Here is a 21,223-nt window from a genome sequence, read left to right on the forward strand (position 1 = left end):
ATTCAGCAAACGTCTTAGAAAGTCTTCGAGCCATCTACAGTGTGGACGATGTCGACGCTGTCGCGTTGCTGCGGAGTGTGTCCAGCGCTTCGCCCAGCTTCTCCGGTCCTTGCACTGCCAAGCTCGGCACCAGACTCATCAGTGCCGTGATCAGCGCGGAGTCGGCATCGGGCAGGGTCGCCGCCATCGCGGTGGCCATCGCCGACAACGCGGCAAAGCTCACCGTCATTCCGCCATCGGCAAACGCCTCGGCATCGGGAGTGGCCGCGACGGCCGACGCGACGAGCTCGGGCAGCGGCAACTGCGCCTTCTCCTCCGCACCCGCCTGGGCGTCGGAGAGTTCGTCGGGGGTGGCGATTGAGATGTCACCGACCACCCGCGACGGATCCTCCGCGATCTGCTCAAGGATCCGCAGATACCGCTGAGCGTGCCTGGCCACCGTCGCCGCATCGAAAAGATCGGTCGCGAAGAGCAACTCGCCGCGCATCGGCCTGTCCGGATCGGCCTGCCCCGGATCCGTCGGATCGCTGGGGAACAGCGTGAGCTGCAGATCGACCTTGGCCGCCACCAGTTCCTCGGACACCGGGGAGATCTCCAGCCCCGCCAACTCGACGGTCGGGAAGTCCAGATTCTGGAAGGCGAACATCGTCTGGAACACCGGGTTGAAGGCACTGGTGCGCGAGCGCCCCAGCACGCCGACAACCTCATCGAACGCCACATCCGCATTGGCCATGTCGGCCAGGTCCGAGGTCCGGACCCGCTCCAGCAGCGAACCGAACATCTCGGTGGAGTCCAGAGTGGTGCGCAACGCCAGCGTGTTGACGAACATACCGATCACATCATCGAGAGCCGGGTCGCCGCGGCCGACGTACGGGGTGCCGACCACCACGTCGGTGGTGCCGGCCAGCCTGCCCAGCAGCACCGCGAACGCGGCCTGGGTGACCATGAACAACGTGGTGTTGTGCGCGTGCGCCACCGATTCGAGTCCGGCCACCAGCTCCGCGGACACCTCGAACGGCACCTGCTCGCCCTCGAACGTCGGCACCGGTGGACGGGCCCGGTCGGTGGGCAGCGTGATGACCTCGGGCGCATCCGCCAGACGGCCGCGCCAATAATCGAGCTGACGGGTCTCCTCGTCGACACCGTCGGCACCGATCGCGGCCAGCCGCTCCGAACGCCACAGAGTGTAATCGGCGTACTGCACCCGCAACGGCGCCCACGTCGGGGACGTACCGGCGACCCGGGAGGCGTATGCGGTCATCAGATCCCGGGCCAGGGGCGCCATCGACGCACCATCCGCACTGATGTGGTGAATCACCAGCACCACCACGTACTCGTCCCGGCCGGTCCGGAGCAACGCCAGTCGCACCGGCGGCCGGGTGGTGATGTCGAAACCCGTGGCGGTGACCTTGCGGATCGCCTCGTCCAGCGCTCCCTCGACCGGTACCGGATTGAGCACCAGACCGGCGATGATCGCGTCCGGCGGGCTGATCACCTGCGACGGCTCACCGTTGATCATCGGGTAGCTGGTGCGCAGTGTCTCGTGCCTGCGGACCAGATCACCCACCGCACTGCGCAGCGCGGCCAGATCGAGCGGACCGGCCAGCCGCAGCGCCATCGCGATGTTGTAGGCCGGCGAATGCGGGTCCGCGCGGTTGATCAGCCACATGCTGCGCTGCACACCCGACACCGGAACCACCGCGGCACGCGTTCGCGGCCCCAGCGGGGGTGCGGCCTGACCGGCCATCAGACCCGACACGTACTCGGCGAGCCGGGCGACGGTCGGATGTTCGAACAGTTCCCGCACCGGCACCTGGCGGTCGACGACCGCACCGATCCGCGCGACGACCTTGGTCGCCGACAGCGAGTTGCCGCCCAGGTCGAAGAAGGAATCGTGTACGCTCACCCGGTCCACGCCCAGAACCTGACCGAAGATGTCGGCGACAACCGACTCCAGCTGGGTTCGCGGAGCGACGAAGGCACCCACGACCTCGGTGAAGTCGATAGGTGGCAACATGGACCGGTCGACCTTGCCGACGGCGGTCGTGGCGAACTCGTCGACGATCTTGACGGTGAGCGGAATCAGGTACACCGGCAGCAGGTCGGTGACATAGGCGACCAACGACTCACCGGTCACCGCGGCCCCCGGCCACAGCGTCGCATAGGCCACCAGGACCTTTTCACCCGACGGGCCGTCGACACCGAGGCTGACGGCGTTGCGCACATCCGGATGCGACAGCAATGCGGCATCGAGTTCACCCGGCTCGATCCGCTGACCGCGGATCTTGAGCTGGAAATCGGTACGGCCGTGGTATTCGATGCGGCCGTCGGCGCGCAGGGTGGCCCGGTCGCCGGTGCGGTACATACGGGCACCGGGCAGGAACGGGTGGGCGACGAACCTGGCCGCGGTGAGACCGGGCTGATTCCGGTACCCTTCCGCGAGCCGATCACCGCTGATGTACAGCTCACCCGGAACCCCGAGGGGCAGCGGACGCAGACCGCGGTCCAGGATGAGGGCCCCGACCGAGGTTCCCGGCCGGCCGATGGTGATCTCGTCGTCGATCGAGTACGGGTCGTCGACGGTGACCCACACCGTGGTCTCGGTGGGCCCGTAGATGTTGACCACGCGGCGGTCCTGGGACACCCAGCGACGCATCACATCCGGCGGCAGCGCCTCTCCGCCGACACAGATCGTGGTGAGCGTGGGTACCCGGACCGGATCCAGAGTGTCGAGCAGCGCCGGCACCAGGAACGTGTGGGTGACCTGATGCTCGTTGATGAACTCCTCGAGCTGGGCGCCGGCGAACGTGTCGAAATCGGCGACGGCCAGCTCCGCGCCCACCGGCAGCGCCATGATCAGCTCCAGGACCGTGGCATCGAAGCTCGGGGCCGACACATGCAGCACGCACGAGTCGTGGTCGAGGCCGAGCCGCTCAATCGTGTCCGCGCACAGACTCGCCAGCCCACCGGAGGCGACCGAAACCCCCTTCGGCGCCCCCGTGGAGCCGGACGTGTACAGCAGATACGCCACGTCCGCGACGTGGGCGGGCCGAACCAGCTCGGCATCGGACACCGCCGCACCGTTGTAGCCGGCCAGCCGCAGCTCCACATCCGCCGAATCCAGGACGATCCAGTCCAGTTCCGCCAGCTCTGCGACCTCGCCGACGGTCAGCCCGACGATCGGGTCCGAGTCCGCGACCATCACCTGCTTACGGTCGAGCGGATGGCGCGGATCGATCATCACGAACGCCGCACCCGCCGTGGCCACGGCGGCCAGGGCGATCACCGACTGCGGCGATCGCGGAATGCTGATGGCCACCACATCTCCGGGACCGATGCCGCGGGAGATCAGGTCACGGGCCAGCTGATTGACCCGGGCGCCGAACAGCCGGTGCGAGATGATCTCGCCGGCACCGCTGACCGCTGGCCCCAGCCGGCCCACCGAACGGGTGCCCGTGGCGAACAACTGACGCAGGGTCTGTCCGGGCGGGCCGGGCAGCGGCTGCCGCAGACCCGCCAGCACCCCATCGTCGACGATGTCGATCCGGCCGACCGGCCGGGCCGGGTCGGCCACCATCGCCTCGACGACCCGGATGAACTGCCGGGAGAGGTCGGCGATGGTCTCGTGATCGAAGATGTCGGTGGCGTAGCAGAACTCCAGCGCGAGCCGGGGCGCCCCGGCGTCCGACTCGATGACGGTCAGGCCCAGATCGTATTTGGCCACCGGCACGCGGGCGTCGAGGACGTCGAGCCCGCCATCGTCGGCGGAGATCCCGACCGGGTCGCGCTGCATCGACAGGATCACCTGGAACAACGGACTGTGCAGCCGCGAACGATTGGTCGCGACCGCGTCGACGACCTGCTCGAACGGGACCTGCGAATGTTGCAGCGCGCGCGTGCGGGACCGGTGGGCCGTGGCCACCGCCTCGGCCACCGACAGCGAGGGATCGATGAGCGTGCGCAACACGACCGTGTTGACGAACATGCCGATCAGATCGGAGGTCTCCGGCTCGTCACGACCGGCGACGGCGGTGCCCACGGCCACATCGTCGGTGTCGGCGAGCCGGTGCAGTACCACGGCCAGCGCCGCGTGCAGCACCGAGAACGTGGTCACCCCGAGCCGGCCCGCGAGGGTCCGCACCCGTGCCGCGGTCTCCGACGACAACTCGGTGTCGAGGAACGCGCCGACCCCCGTCGGGGTGCGCGGCCGGGGCCGGTCCGTCGGGAGCGCCAGCAACTCCGGCAGGCCGGACAGTTCGTCCTGCCAGAAGGCCAGCTCGTGACTCAGCTGAGAGTCCGGGTCGTCCGGCTCGCCGAGCACGGCGCGCTGCCAGATCGCGAAGTCGGCGTACTGCACCGCCAGCGGCTCCCACATCAGCGCGTGGTCGTCGCGGCGGGCCAGGTAGGCGGCCATGAGATCGGAGATCAGCGGTCGCAGCGACGCGCCGTCGCCGGCCACATGATGCAGCACCAGGACCAGGACGTAGTCGCCGCCCGATCGCAGCACCGAGGCCCGGAACGGGATCTCGGAGATCAGGTCGAAGCCCCGCGCGGCCTGGGCCGTGACCGTGGCGTCCAACTCGCCGGGAGCACAGTCGATGACGTCCATGGCGAACCGGTCGGCCACATCCGCGACCGGGAGGATCTCCTGGACGGGCTCACCGTCGATGGCCGGGAACCTGGTACGCAGGATCTCGTGCCGGGCCACCACGTCGAGGACCGCCGTGCGCAGCGCCGGCAGGTCGATGTCCGGGCCGAGCCGGACGGCACCGGGCATGTTGTAGGTCGGGGCGTCCGGATCCATCCGGTTGATGAACCAGATCCGCGCCTGGGCGAACGCGACCGGGATACGCGCCGGACGTGTCCCGGCATGCAGGGGAAGCCGCTGCCCGACGTTGTCGGCGCTGTCGATCGCGGTGGCCAACTCGGCCACGTCCCGGCTGTCGAAGATGTCGTTGAGCGAGACCGCCACACCGAACTCGTTACGCAGACGCGCCGCCAGCCGGGCCGCGATCAGCGAGTCGGCCCCGAGCGTGAAGATATTGTCCCGAAGACCGATCCGCTCGGACTCCAGCAGCTCCGACAGCACGGCGACCAGTCGGTGCTGGACCTGGGTCTCCGGCTCCACATACTCGACCGTCTCATCGAGGACCAGCGTCGGCACCGGCAGCGCGGCGCGGTCGAGCTTGCCCGAGGTGTTGACGGGAAAAGCATCGAGAACCACGACGGAGGAGGGCACCATGTAGCGCGGCAGATGCCGGCGGCACCAGCGCATCAGGGCGTCGGACAGGTTGGCCACCGGTGTACCGGCCTTGGGCCGCACATAGGCGACGATCGCGGGCGAGCCGGTCTCGTGCCGGACCATCACGACGGCGCCGTCGATGCTGCCCGCACCGCGCAGGGTCGCCTCGATCTCGCCGAGTTCGACCCGCTGGCCACGGATCTTCACCTGGAAGTCGGTGCGGCCGAGGTAGTCGAGGTCGCCGCCGACGTTCCAGCGGACCAGGTCGCCGGTCCGGTACATACGCTCACCGAATACGAACGGATCGGCGACGAAACGCTCCGCGGTCAGCGCCGACTGGGCCTCGTAGCCGTCGGCCAGTTGCACTCCGGCCAGATAGAGTTCGCCGGCGATGCCGACGGGAACCCGGCGCAGCTGCGCGTCGAGGACATAGGTGCGGGTGTTGGGCACCGGACGGCCGATCGGGATGGCGTGCTCACCGCCGGTCACCTGGTACTCGGTGACCTCGACCGCGGCCTCCGTCGGCCCGTATAGGTTGATCAGCGCGGCATCGGACTCGCCGACGACCCGGTGGGCCAGCCCCGCCGGCAAACCCTCGCCGGAGGTGAACACGCGCCGCACCGAGGCGGGCAGCGCGGGTATGCCCGGGGTGGCCGCGTCGACGAAAACGTCCAGCATCGACGGCACGAAATGCACGTTGGTCACTTCGCGCTCGACGATGAGCGAGCGCAGATAGGCCGGGTCGCGGTGACCGCCCGCGCGGGCGATCACCATCCGGGCGCCCACCTGTAGCGGCCAGAACAGCTCGCCCACCGAGACGTCAAAGGTGAACGGTGTCTTGTACAGGACCGCGTCACCGGCGCCCACCGGATAGTGCGCCTGCATCCAGGCCAGCCGGTTGGACACCGCGGCCACACTCACGTTCACGCCCTTGGGCACACCCGTCGACCCGGAGGTGAAGATGACATAGGCGGTGCGCGCCGCGCGGGGAATCACCGGCCCGTCGGTCCCGAACTCGCCCGGCACCGCGGAGAAACCGATCTCGGCCAGGTATTCGGCGTCGATGACCTTGGTCGGCCCGGCGGTGTCGAGCACCAGCCGACGACGGCCCTCGGGCGAGGTCGGATCGAGCGGCACGTACGCACCGCCGGCGGTCAGCGCCGCGTAGATCGCCACCACCTGCTCGATGCCGCGATCAAGTACCACGCCTACGCGATCACCCGGACGAACGCCGTCGGCCACCAGCCGCGCCCCCAGCGCGCGCCGGAGGGCGTCGAACTCGGCGTAGGTCCACTCAGCGGTGTCGTCGGTGATCGCCACCCGATCGGGGTGCTCGGCCACCCGCGCGCGGAAGAGCGCCAGCAGATCGGTGTCGCAGGCGGAGCGCTCGTCCCAGGCCCGGACCGGACCGGTCTGCAGCGCGGTGAGGTCGGCGGCCTCGCCGGGCAGCAGCAGTTCGATGTCGCGGACACCGGCGTCGAGGTCATTGAGCATCCGCTCCACGAATGCCAGAAAGCGCCGGTGATGCGATTCGATCTCGACCCGGGTGTACAGGTGGGGATTGCCGTGCAGATCGACCACCAGCGGCGCACCGGGGCTCGACTGGTACAGGTTGACCAACAGATCGTCGAGGATGCCCGAGGTCAGGATGCGATAGGTGACCTCAGCCCCGTCGATGGCGATGGGCTCATCGAAGAAGACCATGTTGATCCGCGGGCCGAACCCGAAAGAACTGCCGTCCATACCCGCGTCGCGCTTGATGTCCTCGGACCGGTACCGCTGGTGCCGCAGCGCCCCCGTCATCTCCAACTGCGCCGATCCGATGAGCTCACGCACCGTCTGGGCCGACACGTCCCGCAGCCGGATGGGCAGGATGTTGGACACCATGCCGCCCGACCGCTTGATCTTGGCCGTGGATCGGCCCGTGACCGGCAGACTCATCACGATGTCGTCGGTACCCGACATCCGCCCCAGGAAGGCACTGAAGGCCGCGGTGAGGACCACCGCCATCGACGAACGGCACTCCTTGGCGGTCGCTTCGAGCCGTGCCTGCAGCGAGGCGTCGAGGGCCTGGCTGACCACGACGTTGTCGAAGGACAGCGGCGCGGTGGTGGGCACATGCGACAACGTGACCCGCTCGGGCAGATTCTGGACCCGCTCCAGCCAGTGCTCGCGGTCGGTCGTGCGCCGGGTGCCGGTGACGTAGGAATTCTCGTAGTCGACGATCTCGGCCATCGTCGCCGCGGGCTTGACGTCGACGACCTGCTCACCGCGGCGTACGGCGTTGTAGTGGTCGACGATGCGACGCAGGATGGACAGCGCGGCATAGCCGTCGACGATGATGTGATGGCTGCGCATGTACCAGAATACGCGGTCGTCGGCGACGCGCAGCAGAATCAGGACGATGAACTGATCGGTGATCAGATCGACCGGACGGCGGTATTCCGCTTCCATCCAGGTCATGGCCGCCGCTACGGGATCGGCGTCCTCACGCAGGTCGATGATCTGCGAATGCTGGTCGAAGTCGAGGTCGACGTACTGCATGGGCACGCCATCGACCTCGGTGATCCGCACGTACGGCGACTGGATCTGCTTGCCGACGAGTTCGCAGATCTCGGTGAAGAGCCGGTCATCGAAACCGCCGGGTGCGTGCTGGATATCGACGTACTGGGCGATGTTGACGGAGTAGTCGGGCGACAGGTTCTCGGCGAACCACATGCCGCGCTGTGCGGGGGTGAGCGGCAACAGATCGTCGGGCAGCACAGTGCCGGGCAACGACTCGACGCCGTCCACACGCTCCACGGAATCTCCACCGCAGTCCGCGCTCGACCCAGTCATCGACCTCTACCTCCCTCGCTCGCCACCTCTGACCACCACGTGTTCTGCACCCCCACACCGGAAATCACGTAGGTAGCGCCGCGCCGTATCCGTACCGCCCTTCACTCCCGCCTCGTAGCCGCGTGTCTGTTCGCCAAACCGTAACCCGGTTTACCGCCACCCCGGTGTTCGACCAGAGCACACTGGACGTTACAACCACGTAGCGACTCCTGAGTTCGATACCGAGCGTTTAACCATAGGGCATCAACCATTCTGTCACCCCGTGGCCGACGCACGACACGGACCATCCCCCCGACCGACGGGCGAATGTGCATGTAGAGGCGACTGACCTTGCACTTAGCCCGCCGGACCGGTGGGCCGGGCAGGGACATCGCCTCCGAAAAGTAGCCCGAACGATTGAAAATGCACCATCAATAGTCGTGAGGCCCTCCTCCTGGGTCACCGACAGCGGTCGTCACACACATCTGCATGAACATCGCATGTCATTCGACGTTCGACCGTAGCCACGCCCGCGGCGAGGCGAGTGCCGCACCGGCATATCGATGCAGTGCCGTGACAGTGTCGGGCCGGCACACGAGAACCGGGAAGTATGCTTTCACAAAGTCGATAGTCACCATGCCCATAGGCGGCATCGCGCCCCGCCGGACACGACAGCCATCCCAGCGACGACACCAGGAGCACCATGCCTGAGGCCGCAGGCCTTACGCCCGACCCCGCCGACACGTCGGCATTCCCGGGTGACGCGTCAGCCGACGGTCCGCATAGCTCGATGAACCGGGTCGCCCGCGACGGTGATGACGACCTGCGCGCACGTGGCTACGCGCCCTCCACCACGCCCAATCTGCGGGCGCGACGACAGCCCTCGATGTCACCGGACCCCGTGACCACGACGTCGCGCGGGCCCACGCACTCGCGCCGGACGGTACCGGAGGAAGCTCGGGACACCTCGGGCGCGCACGAGTCGGGCGGGCACAACGGCTTCTCCGGGTACAGTTCGGGCGGGCAGTACGGCTCGGGTTACGACGACGATCAGGAGACCCTGCGCATACCGATCACCGGACCGGCGCCGCGACGGTTATCCGGTGCCGTGGCCGCTGCTCCGGCGAACCCGGCCCGTACGGTCCACGCCGCCGCGACCCACACCCCGGCCACCCCCGCACGGTCGGCCATCGCCATCGAGGCCGTCAATCTGCACAAACGCTTCAAGGACACCCTCGCCGTCGACGACGTGACCTTCAGTGTCCCCGCGGGCAGTATCGTGGCACTCCTCGGCCCCAACGGGGCCGGTAAGACCACGACCGTCAACATGCTGTGCACACTGCTCAAACCGGACGGCGGCACGGCACTCATCCACGGACACGACGTGGCCGAGGAGGCACCGGCGGTCCGCCGGATGATCTCCCTGACCGGTCAGTTCGCCGCCCTCGACGAGGGGCTCACCGGGCGGGAGAATCTCATCCTGTTCGGCCGGCTCCTCGGCCTGCGCAAGGACGAGGCCAAATCCCGGGGTGCGGATCTACTCGAACATTTCGGCCTCGTGGAGGCCGCCGACAAACGGGTCCGGGAGTACTCCGGTGGTATGCGCCGCCGCATCGACATCGCCTGCGGCCTGGTCACCTCACCCAAGGTGGTGTTCCTGGACGAACCCACCACCGGCCTGGATCCACGCAGCAGACAGGACGTGTGGGCACTGGTCGAACAGCTCAAGGACGCGGGTGTCACCACGTTGCTGACCACCCAGTACCTCGAAGAGGCCGACATGCTGTCGGACAATATCGTGGTTATCGACCGCGGCCGGGTGATCGCCGAGGGCACCTCCGACGAGCTCAAGGCCGCGACCGGCGCCTCGTACTGCGATGTCACCCCCGAACACGCCGCGGACCTGCCGCGATTGCTCGCGATCCTCGCCGACCTGTTGCCACCGGGTCACCGGCAGACCGGCCTGACGGTGGTCGTTCCGGCGCCCGACGGTGCCGACACGCTGGTAGAGGTCGTCCGGCGGACCAGTGAGAGCGGGCTACGGCTGTCGGACATCACGATGCGCCGCCCCTCCCTCGACGAGGTGTTCCTGCGGCTGACCGATCCCGACGCCGCCGGGGACTCCGACTCATGAGCGCGGCCGACACCACGACACTGCTCGGCCGGTCCCCCACGTCGATCAGCTCGTGGGGGCAGCTGTCCGCGCTCACCCGCCGAGGCGTCCTGAACGTCATCAAGAGCGGCGAGTTCATCTTCTCGGTGGTCTCCCCGCTGTTCCTGGCCGTGTGCTTCTACCTCCCGCTTCACCGGGTGATGGAGCGGCAGGGCATCGACTACGCCCAGTTCCTGATGCCGATCATCGTGCTGCAGTCCGTCGGCTTCGCCGCCGGCACCTCGGCGATGCGGGCATCAATGGACCTGGGTACCGGCATCGACCAGCGGTTGCGGGTGCTGCCCATCAACCGCGCGATCCCGACCCTGGCCAGGATGGCCACCAATGTCGGCCTGCTCACCGTGTCGATCATCTTCGCCAGCCTCATCTGCCTGGTCATCGGCTGGCGGCCGCAGGGCGGACTGTGGGGCACCATCAGTCTGTACGCGCTCGCGCTCGCGATCGGGGTCATCGTCAGCCTCCTGGCCGACGGCATCGGCATGATGGCCACCTCGCCGCAGGCAACCAGTCAGCTCACCGGTCTGCCGATGATCATCCTGGGCATGTGTTCCACCGGCTTCAGCACGATCGAACGGTTCCCCGAATGGATTCGGCCGTTCGTCCGCAACCAGCCGATCTCGCAGCTCGCGACGGCTATGCGCTCCCTCGACGAGGGCAACGCGTCCTGGTACACGATCGGCCCGACCGTCTGGTGGTGCCTGGGCCTGCTGGCGCTGGGCTCGTTGCTGCTGACACTGGGAATCCGGAAGGCGAACAAGGCAACCCGATGACCATCATGATCATGCCGGCACCGGCCGACGCACCACCGGAGGGCAGCCTGCGAGCGCTCATCTCGCAGGCTGTTCCGCTGATCGGGCGACAGCTCATCGTCTGGACCCGGGAACCGGTCACCATGCTGCAAAGCATCCTCATGCCCGCGCTCTCGATGGTCATGCTCAAAGTGGTGCTCGGCGATTCGATCGAGCTCGCCACCGGCCAGAACAGCGCCTACCGGACCGTACCGATGATCGTGCTGATCGGTTCGATGTTCGGGTCGATGGTCGCCGGTATCCGGCTCAACAATGAACGCGCCACCGGCCTGCTCAGCAGGCTGTACGTGATGCCGATCAGCCGCGGCGCCGACCTGACCGCCCGCATCGTCAGCGAACTCATCCGGATCATCATCACCACCTGCGTACTGCTCGCCGTCGGCAGCCTGATCGGGTTCAGATTCCCCAACGGCATCTGGACGGTGCTGCCCATCATCGCCGTGGCGTTCATGTATGCGGTCGCCTTCGCGATGATGGTTCTGGCGGTGTCCGTGAGCACCCGTCCCGGCGTCACCCTGGTGCCGTATCTGTCGTTGCTCTCGAGCGTGATGATGTTCTTCAACACCGGGTTCGTGCCGCTGGAGATGTATCCGGAATGGTTGCAGCCGATCGTCAAGTATCAGCCCATGTCACCGGCCGTCGAGACGATGAAGTCGTTGTCGCTGGGCGGTCCGGTCACCGAACACTTCATCCTGGTGGTGATCTGGTCGGTGGTGATCCTGGGTCTGTCGATCTATCCGGCGCTGCGCGGATACCACAAGGCCGCGTCGGGTCGCTGACTCCCCGCGCCAAGCCTGCGGATGTCCGCACTTGCTGACACAGTCGTCACATGAGCCTTTCCGAACCGCCACCGTCGGCGGGTCCCGGCAGTGCGGACCCCGAGCGAGGCGCACCGGAGTCCGCGGACCTGGCCGGCCGCTTCCGCGATGTCCTGGCACCGCTGTCGGCGCGGGCCCGCGCCGACCTCGTCGGCACCCTGGGCAGCGCGATGCACGAGGGCCTGGACCCCGATGAGGAGTTCGTGACGACGATGGTCCGGCTTCGCCAGGGCGAGGTCAGCCGCGCCGACCTGCTCGCGGCCTGGCGCCTCGGCGGCTGACCCCGACCGTGTTCAAACAGCGCAGAGCCCGTGCCGAGTGGGAGGCCACGTTCATCCCGGGCACCTACATCCTGGCCAACTCGCTCGGCATCACCGACGCCCGGCAGTTGCAGCGGGCCGAGTTCGTACTGGCGTGTGACGCCGAACTGCGCATCCTCGACGGCTCCACCGCCATCGCCGCGACCTACGATTTCGACCATCTCAAGGCGCTGCATGTGGCCCTGGTGGGCGACATCTATCCGTGGGCGGGCCGGTGCCGTGGCTACGAACTGGCTCGTGGCAGCGTCTCCTTCGCCCCCACCCACATCATCGACGGCCAGCTGGGCAAGACCGCACGATTCGTCCGCGGGCAGCGCTGGGCGTCGCTGGGCCACGAGGAGACGGCTGCCGCCCTGGCGCAGGTGTACGCGCGGCTCAACTACGCCCATCCGTTCCGTGACTGCAACGGGCGGGCCGGCAAGCTGTTCGTCCGGCTGCTGGCCCGGGAGCACGGTTGGGAGGTCGACTACTCGCGGGTGAGCATCGCCGACTGGATCCACGGTTCCCGGTTGAGCCTGCCCGAGGTGACCGTCGGCACCGCGTGGGGTCGGGACACCGAACCGGACCCGGCCTACCTGGTGCCCGCTTTTCTTCGTGCGCTCATCGCTCCGGCCGGGTAGCGGCGCCCGGAAACGGCGAAGCGGCCCGCTCCCCCTGTGCTCCGCGTCAACAGAGTGGGGAAACGGGCCGCTTCAGGGCTTCGGGAAAGGCCTACTTGGCCTTCTCCAGCACCTCGACCAGACGCCAGTGCCTGGTCGCCGACAGCGGGCGGGTCTCCATGATCCGCACGCGGTCACCGACGCCGGCATCGCCGTTCTCGTCGTGTGCCTTGACCTTGCTGATGGTCCGGATGATCTTGTTGTAGAGCGGGTGGCTCTTGCGATCTTCCAGCTTGACCTCGCCGGGGTCACGATCCTGCGGAGCCCTGCCTGCGACCATTCACCGCGGGACAGTGTTCCCGAACGCCCGTTTTGCTGTGAGTTCAGCTGTTTGGGGTATATCACCGGACACCGTCCGACCGGAACAATACGGACATGTGTGCTCGCCACATCATCGCCATACTGTCGATCGCCCTTATGCTCGGCGTCGCCGCTTGTTCACGCAATGGCACCGCCGCGCCCGCCGACTCAGCTTCCGCTGCGTCGAATTCCGCAGCCTCGACCACCACAGCCACCGCCATCGCGCCTACCGTGCTGATCGTCGACGCCTCCGACTCGATGCTGACCAACGATGCTCCCGGCAAGCGCATCGACGCGGCGAAGTCGGCGGCAAGTGGACTCGTCGACGCGCTGCCCGAGGGAGCCAAGCTGGCGATCCTCACCTACGGAACCGGTACCGGCACCACCCCGGCAGAACACGCCAAAGGCTGTCGCGACGTCAGCACGCTCGTACCACTCGGCAGCGTCGACCGCACCACAGCCACCGCCGCCATCAACGGGCTCACCCCGCGCGGGCTCACCCCGATCGCTGAAGCACTCACCCGCGCCGCGGCCTTGTTGACAGCACCGGGACCCGCGTCGATCGTGTTGGTCTCCGACGGGAAGGATACCTGCGGTCGCCCGCCGTGCCCGGTAGCTCGCACACTGGTGAAAGCTCACCCTCAGTTGCAGATCTCGACTGTCGGATTCCGCACCGATGGACGCGCCAGTTCAGCACTGCGGTGCATCGCCGACGCGAGCGATGGGCTATTCGTCGCCGCACAGAACTCCGCGCAATTGGAGGCTCGACTGCTGGCCACCACCAGCGGTGACACCACGGCATTGATCAACGGCGACGCGCTGGATGGTATCGCCCTGGGCACCAAGCTTATCGACGTTCGGAAACAGCACAGCGACTTTCCGGCGGGCGGGCGCCGCGACGGCGACACGACCGTCATCGTCTGGCGCGACTGCGGCTGGGTGTTCGGCTCCGACGGCGCGCTGACCGAGATCCGCCCCTATCACGGACGTACGATAGACGGGATCACCGTGGGCAGCACCTTCGCCGAGGTGAAGCGCTACTACGGCAACCCCACCGCCCAGGCGAGAGAGACCGGCGACACCGTCACCTACACGTTTAATGCTGATTCGAATTCCGATGCGGGCTACCGGATCACCTTCGACGGCTCCGGCGACAGCGCCAAGGTGACGCGAATCATCGTGTGCTCATGCGGTACTCACCCACAATCCGGGGCAAGCGGACCTGTCACGGAGGTACTGCGACCCGTGACGAAGACAGGCTCGACGACCGCTGGATGGATGAAAGACGCCACCCACAATCACGGCTACTACGGATGTGACCACTCCCCCGTGCCGGGCGTCGTCGACGACGGCCTGTACTGGTGTTCGGGGTCGTCGGGAATTGATCAAGGCGTCTGTGCGAAATCGTTCAACGGCAACGCACTGCTGTGCGTAATCGATCCGGAGCGGAAGGTCCTGACCCTCAAGACACCATCGAAAGCGCTCACGGTGGTTCCCAAGGCGATGTCGCCGCATATGCCGTTGTGGGTCACGCTCGAAGGTGGCATCACATGCGCCTACAGCCTCGTCCGCGGATTCTCAGTTACCAACGAGACCGCACCCGACGCCAAGGGACAGTACAGCTGCGGTGGCATCGGCACAGACGTGACCTACCTTTGGTCGCAGGGCGATGCCGACCCCTTCCGACGCGGCTCCACGTGGACGGCAACCTACGGCAAAGACGGCAGTAGGCCCCTCCAATCCCTCACCGTCACCAAGGTGACCTACGTCGGCTTCGGCGAATAGCCCTGCGTTTCAACCCCTTCCACAGAATGGTCCTGCCCGTGACCCACTCTCGCCGCTTCGTGATCACTGCCTTGACGATCCTTACCGCAACGTTCGCCGCAGCCGGTTGCGGCAGTTCCTCCGGTAACGACAACGCGTCGCGTCCGCCCGGCGGATCGGCATCGCGCCCGCCCGCGGAATCGGTATCGGCTCCGCCTGGTGAATCGACCTCGCCATCTCATGCCACACAGACCGCCATAGTGGTCGACCCGTGTGCAGGTGCACCCGGCACCTGCACACATGTGGCGAACACCGACGTCGACGGAGACGGGACCCCCGATCAAATCGGCATCGCCTATGCGACAGGTCGAGTCACGACAATTGTCGCGATCAACGGCACCCGGCACAGCATCGCCCACAGCGTCACAGGTGTGCCGTATACCGACCCGACCGATATCTATCGCGGCGCATTCCTGCTCAGTCGTGCCCACGGCGCCGACCTCGTACTGCACCTCGTCGACGGTAGCGGCAATGCCGAGCAGTTCGCCGTGATCAGCTGGGACGGCGACCGCCTCGTCGCCCTACCTGAACCACCCAGAACGAACCTGACCGGTGCAGAACAGAGAGGTATCTGGTATTTGCGCTCCTCGCACGGTGGACAAGACTCCGTCAGGTGCCGGCAGCCCGGTGAGATCGCGTTGACCGTACTGACTGCTGCCACCTCGGAAGGGATAGCAGTACCCGGCGGCGGGCGCCGCGAGGAGAACTACTACACATTCGTCGGCTCGAGTTGGCAGCCCACCGGGTCGGACAACATCGCCGACTCCAGCTTCAGCTACATGTGGGACGCCCACACGAGTGCGTTCGACTGCGCCGACCAGGGTGTGAAACCATGAGCACACGCCGGGCGTAATACCGGGTGTAATACAAAGTGGCCCACTTCCTTTCGGAAGTGGGCCAACTTTCATATGGTTGTGAATCGGGCCTACTTGGCCTTCTCCAGCACCTCGACCAGACGCCAGTGCTTGGTCGCCGACAGCGGGCGGGTCTCCATGATCCGCACGCGATCACCGACGCCGGCATCGCCGTTCTCGTCGTGTGCCTTGACCTTGCTGGTGGTCCGGATGATCTTGTTGTAGAGCGGGTGGCTCTTGCGATCTTCCAGCTCGACCACGATGGTCTTCTGCATCTTGTCGCTGACGACGTAACCGATGCGTTCCTTGCGGCGGTTACGGACCTCAGCCTGGGTTTCGGTCACGTTCTGGTCCTCACTCATGCGTCGTCACCGTCCGGCCCGGCCGCGAGGCCGAGTTCACGCTCACGCATCACGGTGTAGATCCGGGCGATCTCGCGACGCACGGTCCGCAGCCGACGATTGTTGTCGAGCTGGCCGGTGGCCATCTGAAAACGAAGGTTGAACAGCTCTTCCTTCGACTCCTTCAGACGGTCGACCAGATCGGTGTCGGTGAGGTCACGCAGCTCTGCGGCTGCCACTCCCAGTCCCATCAGAACTGCTCCTCTCTGGTGACGATCCTGGTCTTGATGGGGAGCTTGTGCTGCGCGCGACGCAGGGCCTCGCGAGCGATCTCCTCATTGGGGTAGGTCATCTCGAACAGCACCCGGCCCGGCTTGACCGGGGCGACCCACCACTCGGGAGAACCCTTACCCGAACCCATGCGGGTTTCGGCCGGCTTCTTGGTGAGCGGGCGGTCCGGGAAGATGTTGATCCAGACCTTGCCGCCACGCTTGATGTGCCGGTTGATGGCGATACGAGCGGACTCGATCTGCCGGTTGGTGATGTAGGCGCCTTCGAGCGCCTGGATACCGTAGTCACCGAAGGTGACCTTGGTGCCACCCGATGCCTGGCCCTTCAGGCTGGGGTGGTGCTGCTTGCGGTGCTTGACCCGGCGAGGGATCAACATGGGCTAGCCCTCCTGATTCTCGGTGGCCGCACCGGCATTCGCGGGAACCTCGGCCGGAGCGTCGGCGGCGCGACCCGCTTCGGTGCTGGTGGCCGTGGTGCCCGACGAACCGCTGCGACGCGGACGGCTGGGACGGCGGGGACGACGGTCTTCCGATGCCGGAGCAGCAGCGGCCAGTTCGCGACGGCCGCCGACGATGTCGCCCTTGTAGATCCAGACCTTCACGCCGATGCGGCCGAAGGTGGTCTTGGCTTCGTAGAGCCCGTAGTCGATGTCGGCGCGCAGCGTGTGCAGCGGCACGCGTCCCTCGCGGTAGAACTCACTGCGGCTCATCTCGGCGCCGCCCAGACGACCCGAGCACTGGACCCGGATGCCCTTCACGTTCGGCTGACGCATCGCCGACTGGATCGCCTTGCGCATCGCGCGGCGGAATGCCACACGGTTGCTCAGCTGCTCGGCGACACCCTGGGCCACGAGCTGGGCCTCGGACTCGGCGTTCTTGACCTCGAGGATGTTGAGCTGAACCTGCTTGCCGGTCAGCTTCTCCAGGTCGCCGCGGATCCGGTCGGCCTCGGCGCCGCGGCGGCCGATGACGATGCCCGGACGGGCGGTGTGGATGTCGACGCGAACCCGGTCACGGGTGCGCTCGATCTCCACCTTGGCGATGCCGGCGCGCTCAAGCCCCTGCGAGAGGAGCTTGCGGATGGCGACATCCTCTTTCACGTACTCCGCGTACTGCTTGTCGGCGTACCACCGCGACTTCCAGTCGGTGGTGATACCCAGCCGGAAGCCGTGCGGGTTGATTTTCTGGCCCACTACTAGGCTCCCTTCTTCTTCGGCTGGCGCGAACGTGCACGGCCCGCGGTCGCCTTCTCCGGCAGCGACTCGACGACCACGGTGATGTGGCTGGTGCGCTTACGGATACGGAACGCACGACCCTGAGCACGCGGCTGGAACCGCTTGAGCGTCGGGCCCTCGTCGGCGAACGCCGTGTTGACCACGAGGGTCCGGCGGTCGACACCGAGGTTGTTGGTGGCGTTGGCGATGGCGCTGGCGAGCACCTTGTACACCGGCTCGGACGCCGACTGCGGGGCGAACCGCAGGATGTCGAGCGCTTCGTCGACATCCTTGCCGCGGATCAGGTCCAGCACGCGACGGGCCTTCATCGGCGTGACACGCACGAAGCGCGCCGTGGCCTTGGCGGTCGGGTTTTCAGTCTGTGTGCTCATGGTTACCGGCGCTTCGCTTTCCGGTCATCCTTGATGTGACCCTTGAACGTGCGGGTGGGCGCGAACTCGCCCAGCTTGTGTCCGACCATGTTGTCCGAGATGAACACCGGCACGTGCTTGCGACCGTCGTGGACGGCGAAGGTGTGACCGATGAAGTCGGGGATGATGGTCGAGCGGCGCGACCAGGTCTTGATGACCTGCTTGGTACCCTTTTCGTTCTGGGCGTCCACCTTCGCAAGGAGGTGGTCGTCGACGAACGGGCCCTTCTTGAGGCTGCGTGGCATTCTCTAACTCCCTCCTGTGCTTATCGCTTGTTCTTGCCGGTGCGACGACGCCGGACGATCAGCTTGTCGCTGGCCTTGTTCTTACGGGTGCGGCCTTCAGGCTGACCCCAGGGGCTGACCGGGTGGCGACCACCGGAGGTCTTGCCCTCACCACCGCCGTGCGGGTGGTCGACCGGGTTCATGACCACACCGCGGACGGTGGGGCGCTTGCCCTTCCACCGCATACGGCCGGCCTTGCCCCAGTTGATGTTGGACTGCTCGGCGTTGCCCACCTCGCCGACGGTGGCGCGGCAGCGCACGTCGACACGGCGGATTTCGCCGGAAGGCATACGCAGCGTGGCGTAGGGGCCTTCCTTGCCCAGCAGCTGGATCGAGGCACCGGCGCTGCGGGCCATCTTGGCACCGCCGCCCGGACGCAGCTCGACGGCGTGCACCTGGGTACCGGTGGGGATGTTGCGCAGCGGCAGGTTGTTGCCGGGCTTGATATCGGCACCGGGTCCGCTTTCGACGACGGCGCCCTGGTTCAGGCCCTTGGGTGCGATGATGTATCGCTTCTCGCCGTCGACGTAGTGCAGCAACGCGATCCGCGCGGTGCGGTTCGGATCGTACTCGATGTGAGCGACCTTGGCGTTGATGCCGTCTTTGTCGTTGCGGCGGAAATCGATGACTCGGTAGGCGCGCTTGTGGCCGCCACCCTTGTGCCGGGTGGTGATACGACCGTGCGCGTTACGGCCACCGCGGCCGTGCAGCGGGCGGACCAGCGACTTCTCCGGGTGGTCACGGGTGACCTCGGCGAAGTCGGAGCCGCTGGACCCGCGGCGACCGGGGGTTGTCGGCTTGTACTTACGAATAGCCATAGTTGAATTCAGTCCCTACTTTCGAAACCCGGTCAGCTGACCGGGCCTCCGAAGATCTCGATGGACTTGCTGCCCTCGGCCAGCGTGACGATGGCGCGCTTGGTGGCCTTGCGACGGCCGTAGCCGTAGCGGGTGCGCTTGCGCTTGCCCGGACGGTTCAGCGTGTTCACGCCGGCCACCTTGACACCGAAGATCTTCTCCACGGCGATCTTGATCTGCGTCTTGTTGGCATCCGGGTGCACCACGAAGGTGTACACGTCATCCTCGATGAGTCCGTAGGACTTCTCCGAGATCACCGGCGCCAGAATGATGTCGCGAGGATCGGCAATGGTCGCCATCTCACGCCTCCTCTGTCTTCGCGGTCTTCGTGTTCGCGGCGATGAACGCGTTGAGCGTCTCGACGCTGAACACCACGTCATCGGAATCGAGGACGTCATAGGTGTTGAGCTGATCCGCGGCGATCGGCAGAACGTTCTGCAGGTTCGCCACACTCTTCCATGCGGTCAGATCCTCGCGCGGCAGCACCACCAGGAACTTGGTGCGGTCGCTGAGCGACTCGAGGAAGGTGCGCGCCGACTTGGTGGACGGAACCTGTCCGGCGACCAGTTCGGTGATTACGTGGATGCGCTCGTTGCGGGCCCGGTCCGAGAGGGCTCCGCGCAGGGCGGCTGCCTTCATCTTCTTGGGGGTGCGCTGGCTGTAGTCACGCGGCTGCGGGCCGTGGACGGTGCCACCGCCGACGAACTGCGGTGCGCGGGTGGAGCCCTGGCGTGCCCGACCGGTGCCCTTCTGGCGGTACGGCTTGGCGCCGCCACCGCTGACCTGGCCACGGGTCTTGGTCGCGTGGGTGCCCTGACGCTTGGCAGCCTGCTGTGCGATGACGACCTGGTGCATCAGCGAGATGTTGGCCGGTGCGTCGAACAGCTCTGCCGGCAGGTCGACGGTGCCGTTGACGGAGCCGTCGGCGGCCTTGACGTCCAGCGTCAGCTTGGTTGCGGATTTGGTCAGATCGGTGCTCATTACGCACCACCCTTCACTGCGTCGCGGATCACCACGATGCCGCCCTTGCGGCCGGGGATCGCGCCCTTGATCAACAGCAGACCCGCTTCTGCGTCCACCTTGTGGACGGTCAGATTCTGCGTGGTCACCTTGTCGTTGCCCATGCGTCCGGCCATCCGCATGCCCTTGAACACGCGGCCGGGGGTGGCGCAGCCACCGATCGAACCGGGAGCGCGGTGCACGCGGTGAACGCCGTGGCTGGCACCCAGACCGGCGAAGCCGTGACGCTTCATGACGCCGGCGAAACCCTTGCCCTTGGAGGTGCCGGTCACGTCGACCAGCGCTCCGTCGGCGAAGATCTCGGCGGTCAGCTCCTGGCCGACGCTGTACTCGGCCGTATCGGCGACGCGGATCTCGGCCAGGTGCCGGCGCGGGGTGACCCCGGCCTTGGCGAACTGACCGGCGACAGGCTTGTTGACCTTGCGCGGGTCGATGGCGCCGTAGGCGAGCTGCACGGCGGTGTAGCCGTCCTGCTCGGCGGTGCGCAGCTGGGTGATGACGTTCGGGCCCGCCTGAACGACGGTGACCGGAACGACGCGGTTGTTCTCGTCGAAAACCTGCGTCATGCCGAGCTTGGTGCCCAGGATGCCTTTGGTACTGGCTTGGTTGCTCATGTCTTTTCTCGCCCCCGCCCTACTGGATGTTGACGTCGACGCTGGCCGGAAGGTCGATGCGCATCAGCGCGTCGACGGTCTTCGGCGTCGGGTCGAGGATGTCGATGAGTCGCTTGTGAGTGCGCATCTCGAAGTGTTCGCGGCTGTCCTTGTACTTGTGCGGCGAACGGATGACGCAGTACACATTCTTTTCGGTGGGCAACGGCACCGGGCCGACGACGCGTGCACCCGTACGGGTCACGGTCTCCACGATTTTGCGCGCCGAAGCGTCGATCGCCTCGTGGTCGTAGGCCTTGAGCCTGATGCGGATCTTCTGTCCCGCCACGCTGTGTCCTCTTCCGTCAGTTGTTCTCGAC

The 21,223-nt window shown here is 66.7% G+C and carries 19 protein-coding genes and 1 pseudogene; 7 read left to right on the plus strand and 13 right to left on the minus strand.

Translation table 11 applies throughout. The annotated features are described in order from the left end of the window. Positions 1–34 precede the first annotated feature (34 nt). The gene (locus GII31_RS17230) at positions 35–8,044 is read right to left on the minus strand and encodes an amino acid adenylation domain-containing protein (protein WP_246221932.1); all 8,010 of its coding nucleotides are present in this window, start codon (positions 8,042–8,044) and stop codon (positions 35–37) included. Positions 8,045–8,762: 718 nt separating this feature from the next. Between GII31_RS17230 and GII31_RS17235 the strand changes: the two genes are divergently transcribed. The 5 genes from GII31_RS17235 to GII31_RS17255 are packed head-to-tail and all read left to right on the plus strand — an operon-like array spanning position 8,763 to position 12,799. Next, positions 8,763–10,193, plus strand: a complete 1,431-nt coding sequence (locus GII31_RS17235) for an ATP-binding cassette domain-containing protein (protein ID WP_246221933.1) — start codon at positions 8,763–8,765, stop codon at positions 10,191–10,193. Next, on the plus strand, positions 10,190–11,002 hold the full coding sequence (locus GII31_RS17240; RefSeq protein WP_213244600.1) for an ABC transporter permease: 813 nt from the start codon (positions 10,190–10,192) through the stop codon (positions 11,000–11,002). The genes GII31_RS17235 and GII31_RS17240 overlap by 4 nt, the downstream gene beginning before the upstream one ends. Beyond that, positions 10,999–11,820, plus strand: coding sequence for an ABC transporter permease (locus GII31_RS17245; RefSeq protein ID WP_213244601.1), 822 nt, complete (start codon positions 10,999–11,001; stop codon positions 11,818–11,820). The genes GII31_RS17240 and GII31_RS17245 overlap by 4 nt, the downstream gene beginning before the upstream one ends. Positions 11,821–11,870: 50 nt before the next feature. Continuing rightward, entirely contained in the window at positions 11,871–12,140 is a 270-nt protein-coding gene (locus GII31_RS17250; RefSeq protein ID WP_213244602.1) for an antitoxin VbhA family protein, read from the plus strand. 8 nt (positions 12,141–12,148) lie between these two features. Next, positions 12,149–12,799, plus strand: coding sequence for a Fic/DOC family protein (locus GII31_RS17255; RefSeq protein WP_213244603.1), 651 nt, complete (start codon positions 12,149–12,151; stop codon positions 12,797–12,799). Positions 12,800–12,890: 91 nt separating this feature from the next. On the opposite strand, the pseudogene rpsQ (GII31_RS17260) reads toward GII31_RS17255, so the two are convergent. Continuing rightward, positions 12,891–13,076 (minus strand): annotated as a pseudogene (gene rpsQ, locus GII31_RS17260) (30S ribosomal protein S17); the annotation flags it as partial. 137 nt (positions 13,077–13,213) lie between these two features. Here rpsQ (GII31_RS17260) and GII31_RS17265 point away from each other — a divergent pair. Further along, a complete protein-coding gene (locus GII31_RS17265; protein WP_213244604.1) occupies positions 13,214–14,923 on the plus strand; it encodes a vWA domain-containing protein in 1,710 nt (569 codons plus the stop codon). Positions 14,924–15,204: 281 nt separating this feature from the next. Beyond that, positions 15,205–15,798 carry a hypothetical protein gene (locus GII31_RS17270; protein ID WP_213244605.1) on the plus strand — a complete coding sequence of 198 codons (594 nt, stop codon included), beginning with the start codon at positions 15,205–15,207 and terminating at the stop codon, positions 15,796–15,798. 89 nt (positions 15,799–15,887) lie between these two features. Here GII31_RS17270 and rpsQ (GII31_RS17275) read toward each other — a convergent pair whose 3' ends face one another. Genes rpsQ (GII31_RS17275) through rpsJ form a run of 11 tightly spaced genes read right to left on the minus strand, consistent with a single transcriptional unit; the run spans position 15,888 to position 21,192 of the window. Next, a complete protein-coding gene (rpsQ, locus tag GII31_RS17275) occupies positions 15,888–16,178 on the minus strand; it encodes a 30S ribosomal protein S17 (RefSeq protein WP_213244606.1) in 291 nt (96 codons plus the stop codon). After that, positions 16,175–16,408, minus strand: a complete 234-nt coding sequence (gene rpmC / locus GII31_RS17280; RefSeq protein WP_005193589.1) for a 50S ribosomal protein L29 — start codon at positions 16,406–16,408, stop codon at positions 16,175–16,177. Before rpmC ends, rpsQ (GII31_RS17275) begins: the two co-directional genes overlap by 4 nt. After that, positions 16,408–16,824: a 50S ribosomal protein L16 gene (gene rplP, locus GII31_RS17285; RefSeq protein ID WP_005193588.1), complete on the minus strand. Its 417-nt coding sequence runs from the start codon at positions 16,822–16,824 to the stop codon at positions 16,408–16,410. The genes rpmC and rplP overlap by 1 nt, the downstream gene beginning before the upstream one ends. A gap of 3 nt (positions 16,825–16,827) precedes the next feature. Beyond that, positions 16,828–17,640, minus strand: coding sequence for a 30S ribosomal protein S3 (gene rpsC / locus GII31_RS17290; RefSeq protein ID WP_213244607.1), 813 nt, complete (start codon positions 17,638–17,640; stop codon positions 16,828–16,830). 2 nt (positions 17,641–17,642) lie between these two features. Continuing rightward, on the minus strand, positions 17,643–18,053 hold the full coding sequence (rplV, locus tag GII31_RS17295) for a 50S ribosomal protein L22 (RefSeq protein WP_260840073.1): 411 nt from the start codon (positions 18,051–18,053) through the stop codon (positions 17,643–17,645). 2 nt (positions 18,054–18,055) lie between these two features. Next, the gene (gene rpsS, locus GII31_RS17300) at positions 18,056–18,337 is read right to left on the minus strand and encodes a 30S ribosomal protein S19 (RefSeq protein ID WP_005193585.1); all 282 of its coding nucleotides are present in this window, start codon (positions 18,335–18,337) and stop codon (positions 18,056–18,058) included. Between the two features lie 20 nt (positions 18,338–18,357). Then, a complete protein-coding gene (rplB, locus tag GII31_RS17305) occupies positions 18,358–19,194 on the minus strand; it encodes a 50S ribosomal protein L2 (RefSeq protein WP_213244609.1) in 837 nt (278 codons plus the stop codon). Positions 19,195–19,226: 32 nt separating this feature from the next. Beyond that, the gene (rplW, locus tag GII31_RS17310; RefSeq protein WP_213244610.1) at positions 19,227–19,532 is read right to left on the minus strand and encodes a 50S ribosomal protein L23; all 306 of its coding nucleotides are present in this window, start codon (positions 19,530–19,532) and stop codon (positions 19,227–19,229) included. A 1-nt stretch (position 19,533) separates the two neighbouring features. Further along, on the minus strand, positions 19,534–20,214 hold the full coding sequence (rplD, locus tag GII31_RS17315) for a 50S ribosomal protein L4 (protein ID WP_213244611.1): 681 nt from the start codon (positions 20,212–20,214) through the stop codon (positions 19,534–19,536). Next, positions 20,214–20,867 (minus strand): 50S ribosomal protein L3, encoded by a 654-nt coding sequence (gene rplC / locus GII31_RS17320; protein ID WP_213244612.1) that lies wholly within the window; start codon positions 20,865–20,867, stop codon positions 20,214–20,216. Before rplC ends, rplD begins: the two co-directional genes overlap by 1 nt. 19 nt (positions 20,868–20,886) lie before the next feature. Next, positions 20,887–21,192: a 30S ribosomal protein S10 gene (gene rpsJ, locus GII31_RS17325; RefSeq protein ID WP_003938093.1), complete on the minus strand. Its 306-nt coding sequence runs from the start codon at positions 21,190–21,192 to the stop codon at positions 20,887–20,889. Positions 21,193–21,223 lie beyond the last annotated feature (31 nt).

This window comes from Gordonia pseudamarae, from assembly GCF_025273675.1.
Lineage (GTDB): Bacteria > Actinomycetota > Actinomycetes > Mycobacteriales > Mycobacteriaceae > Gordonia > Gordonia pseudamarae.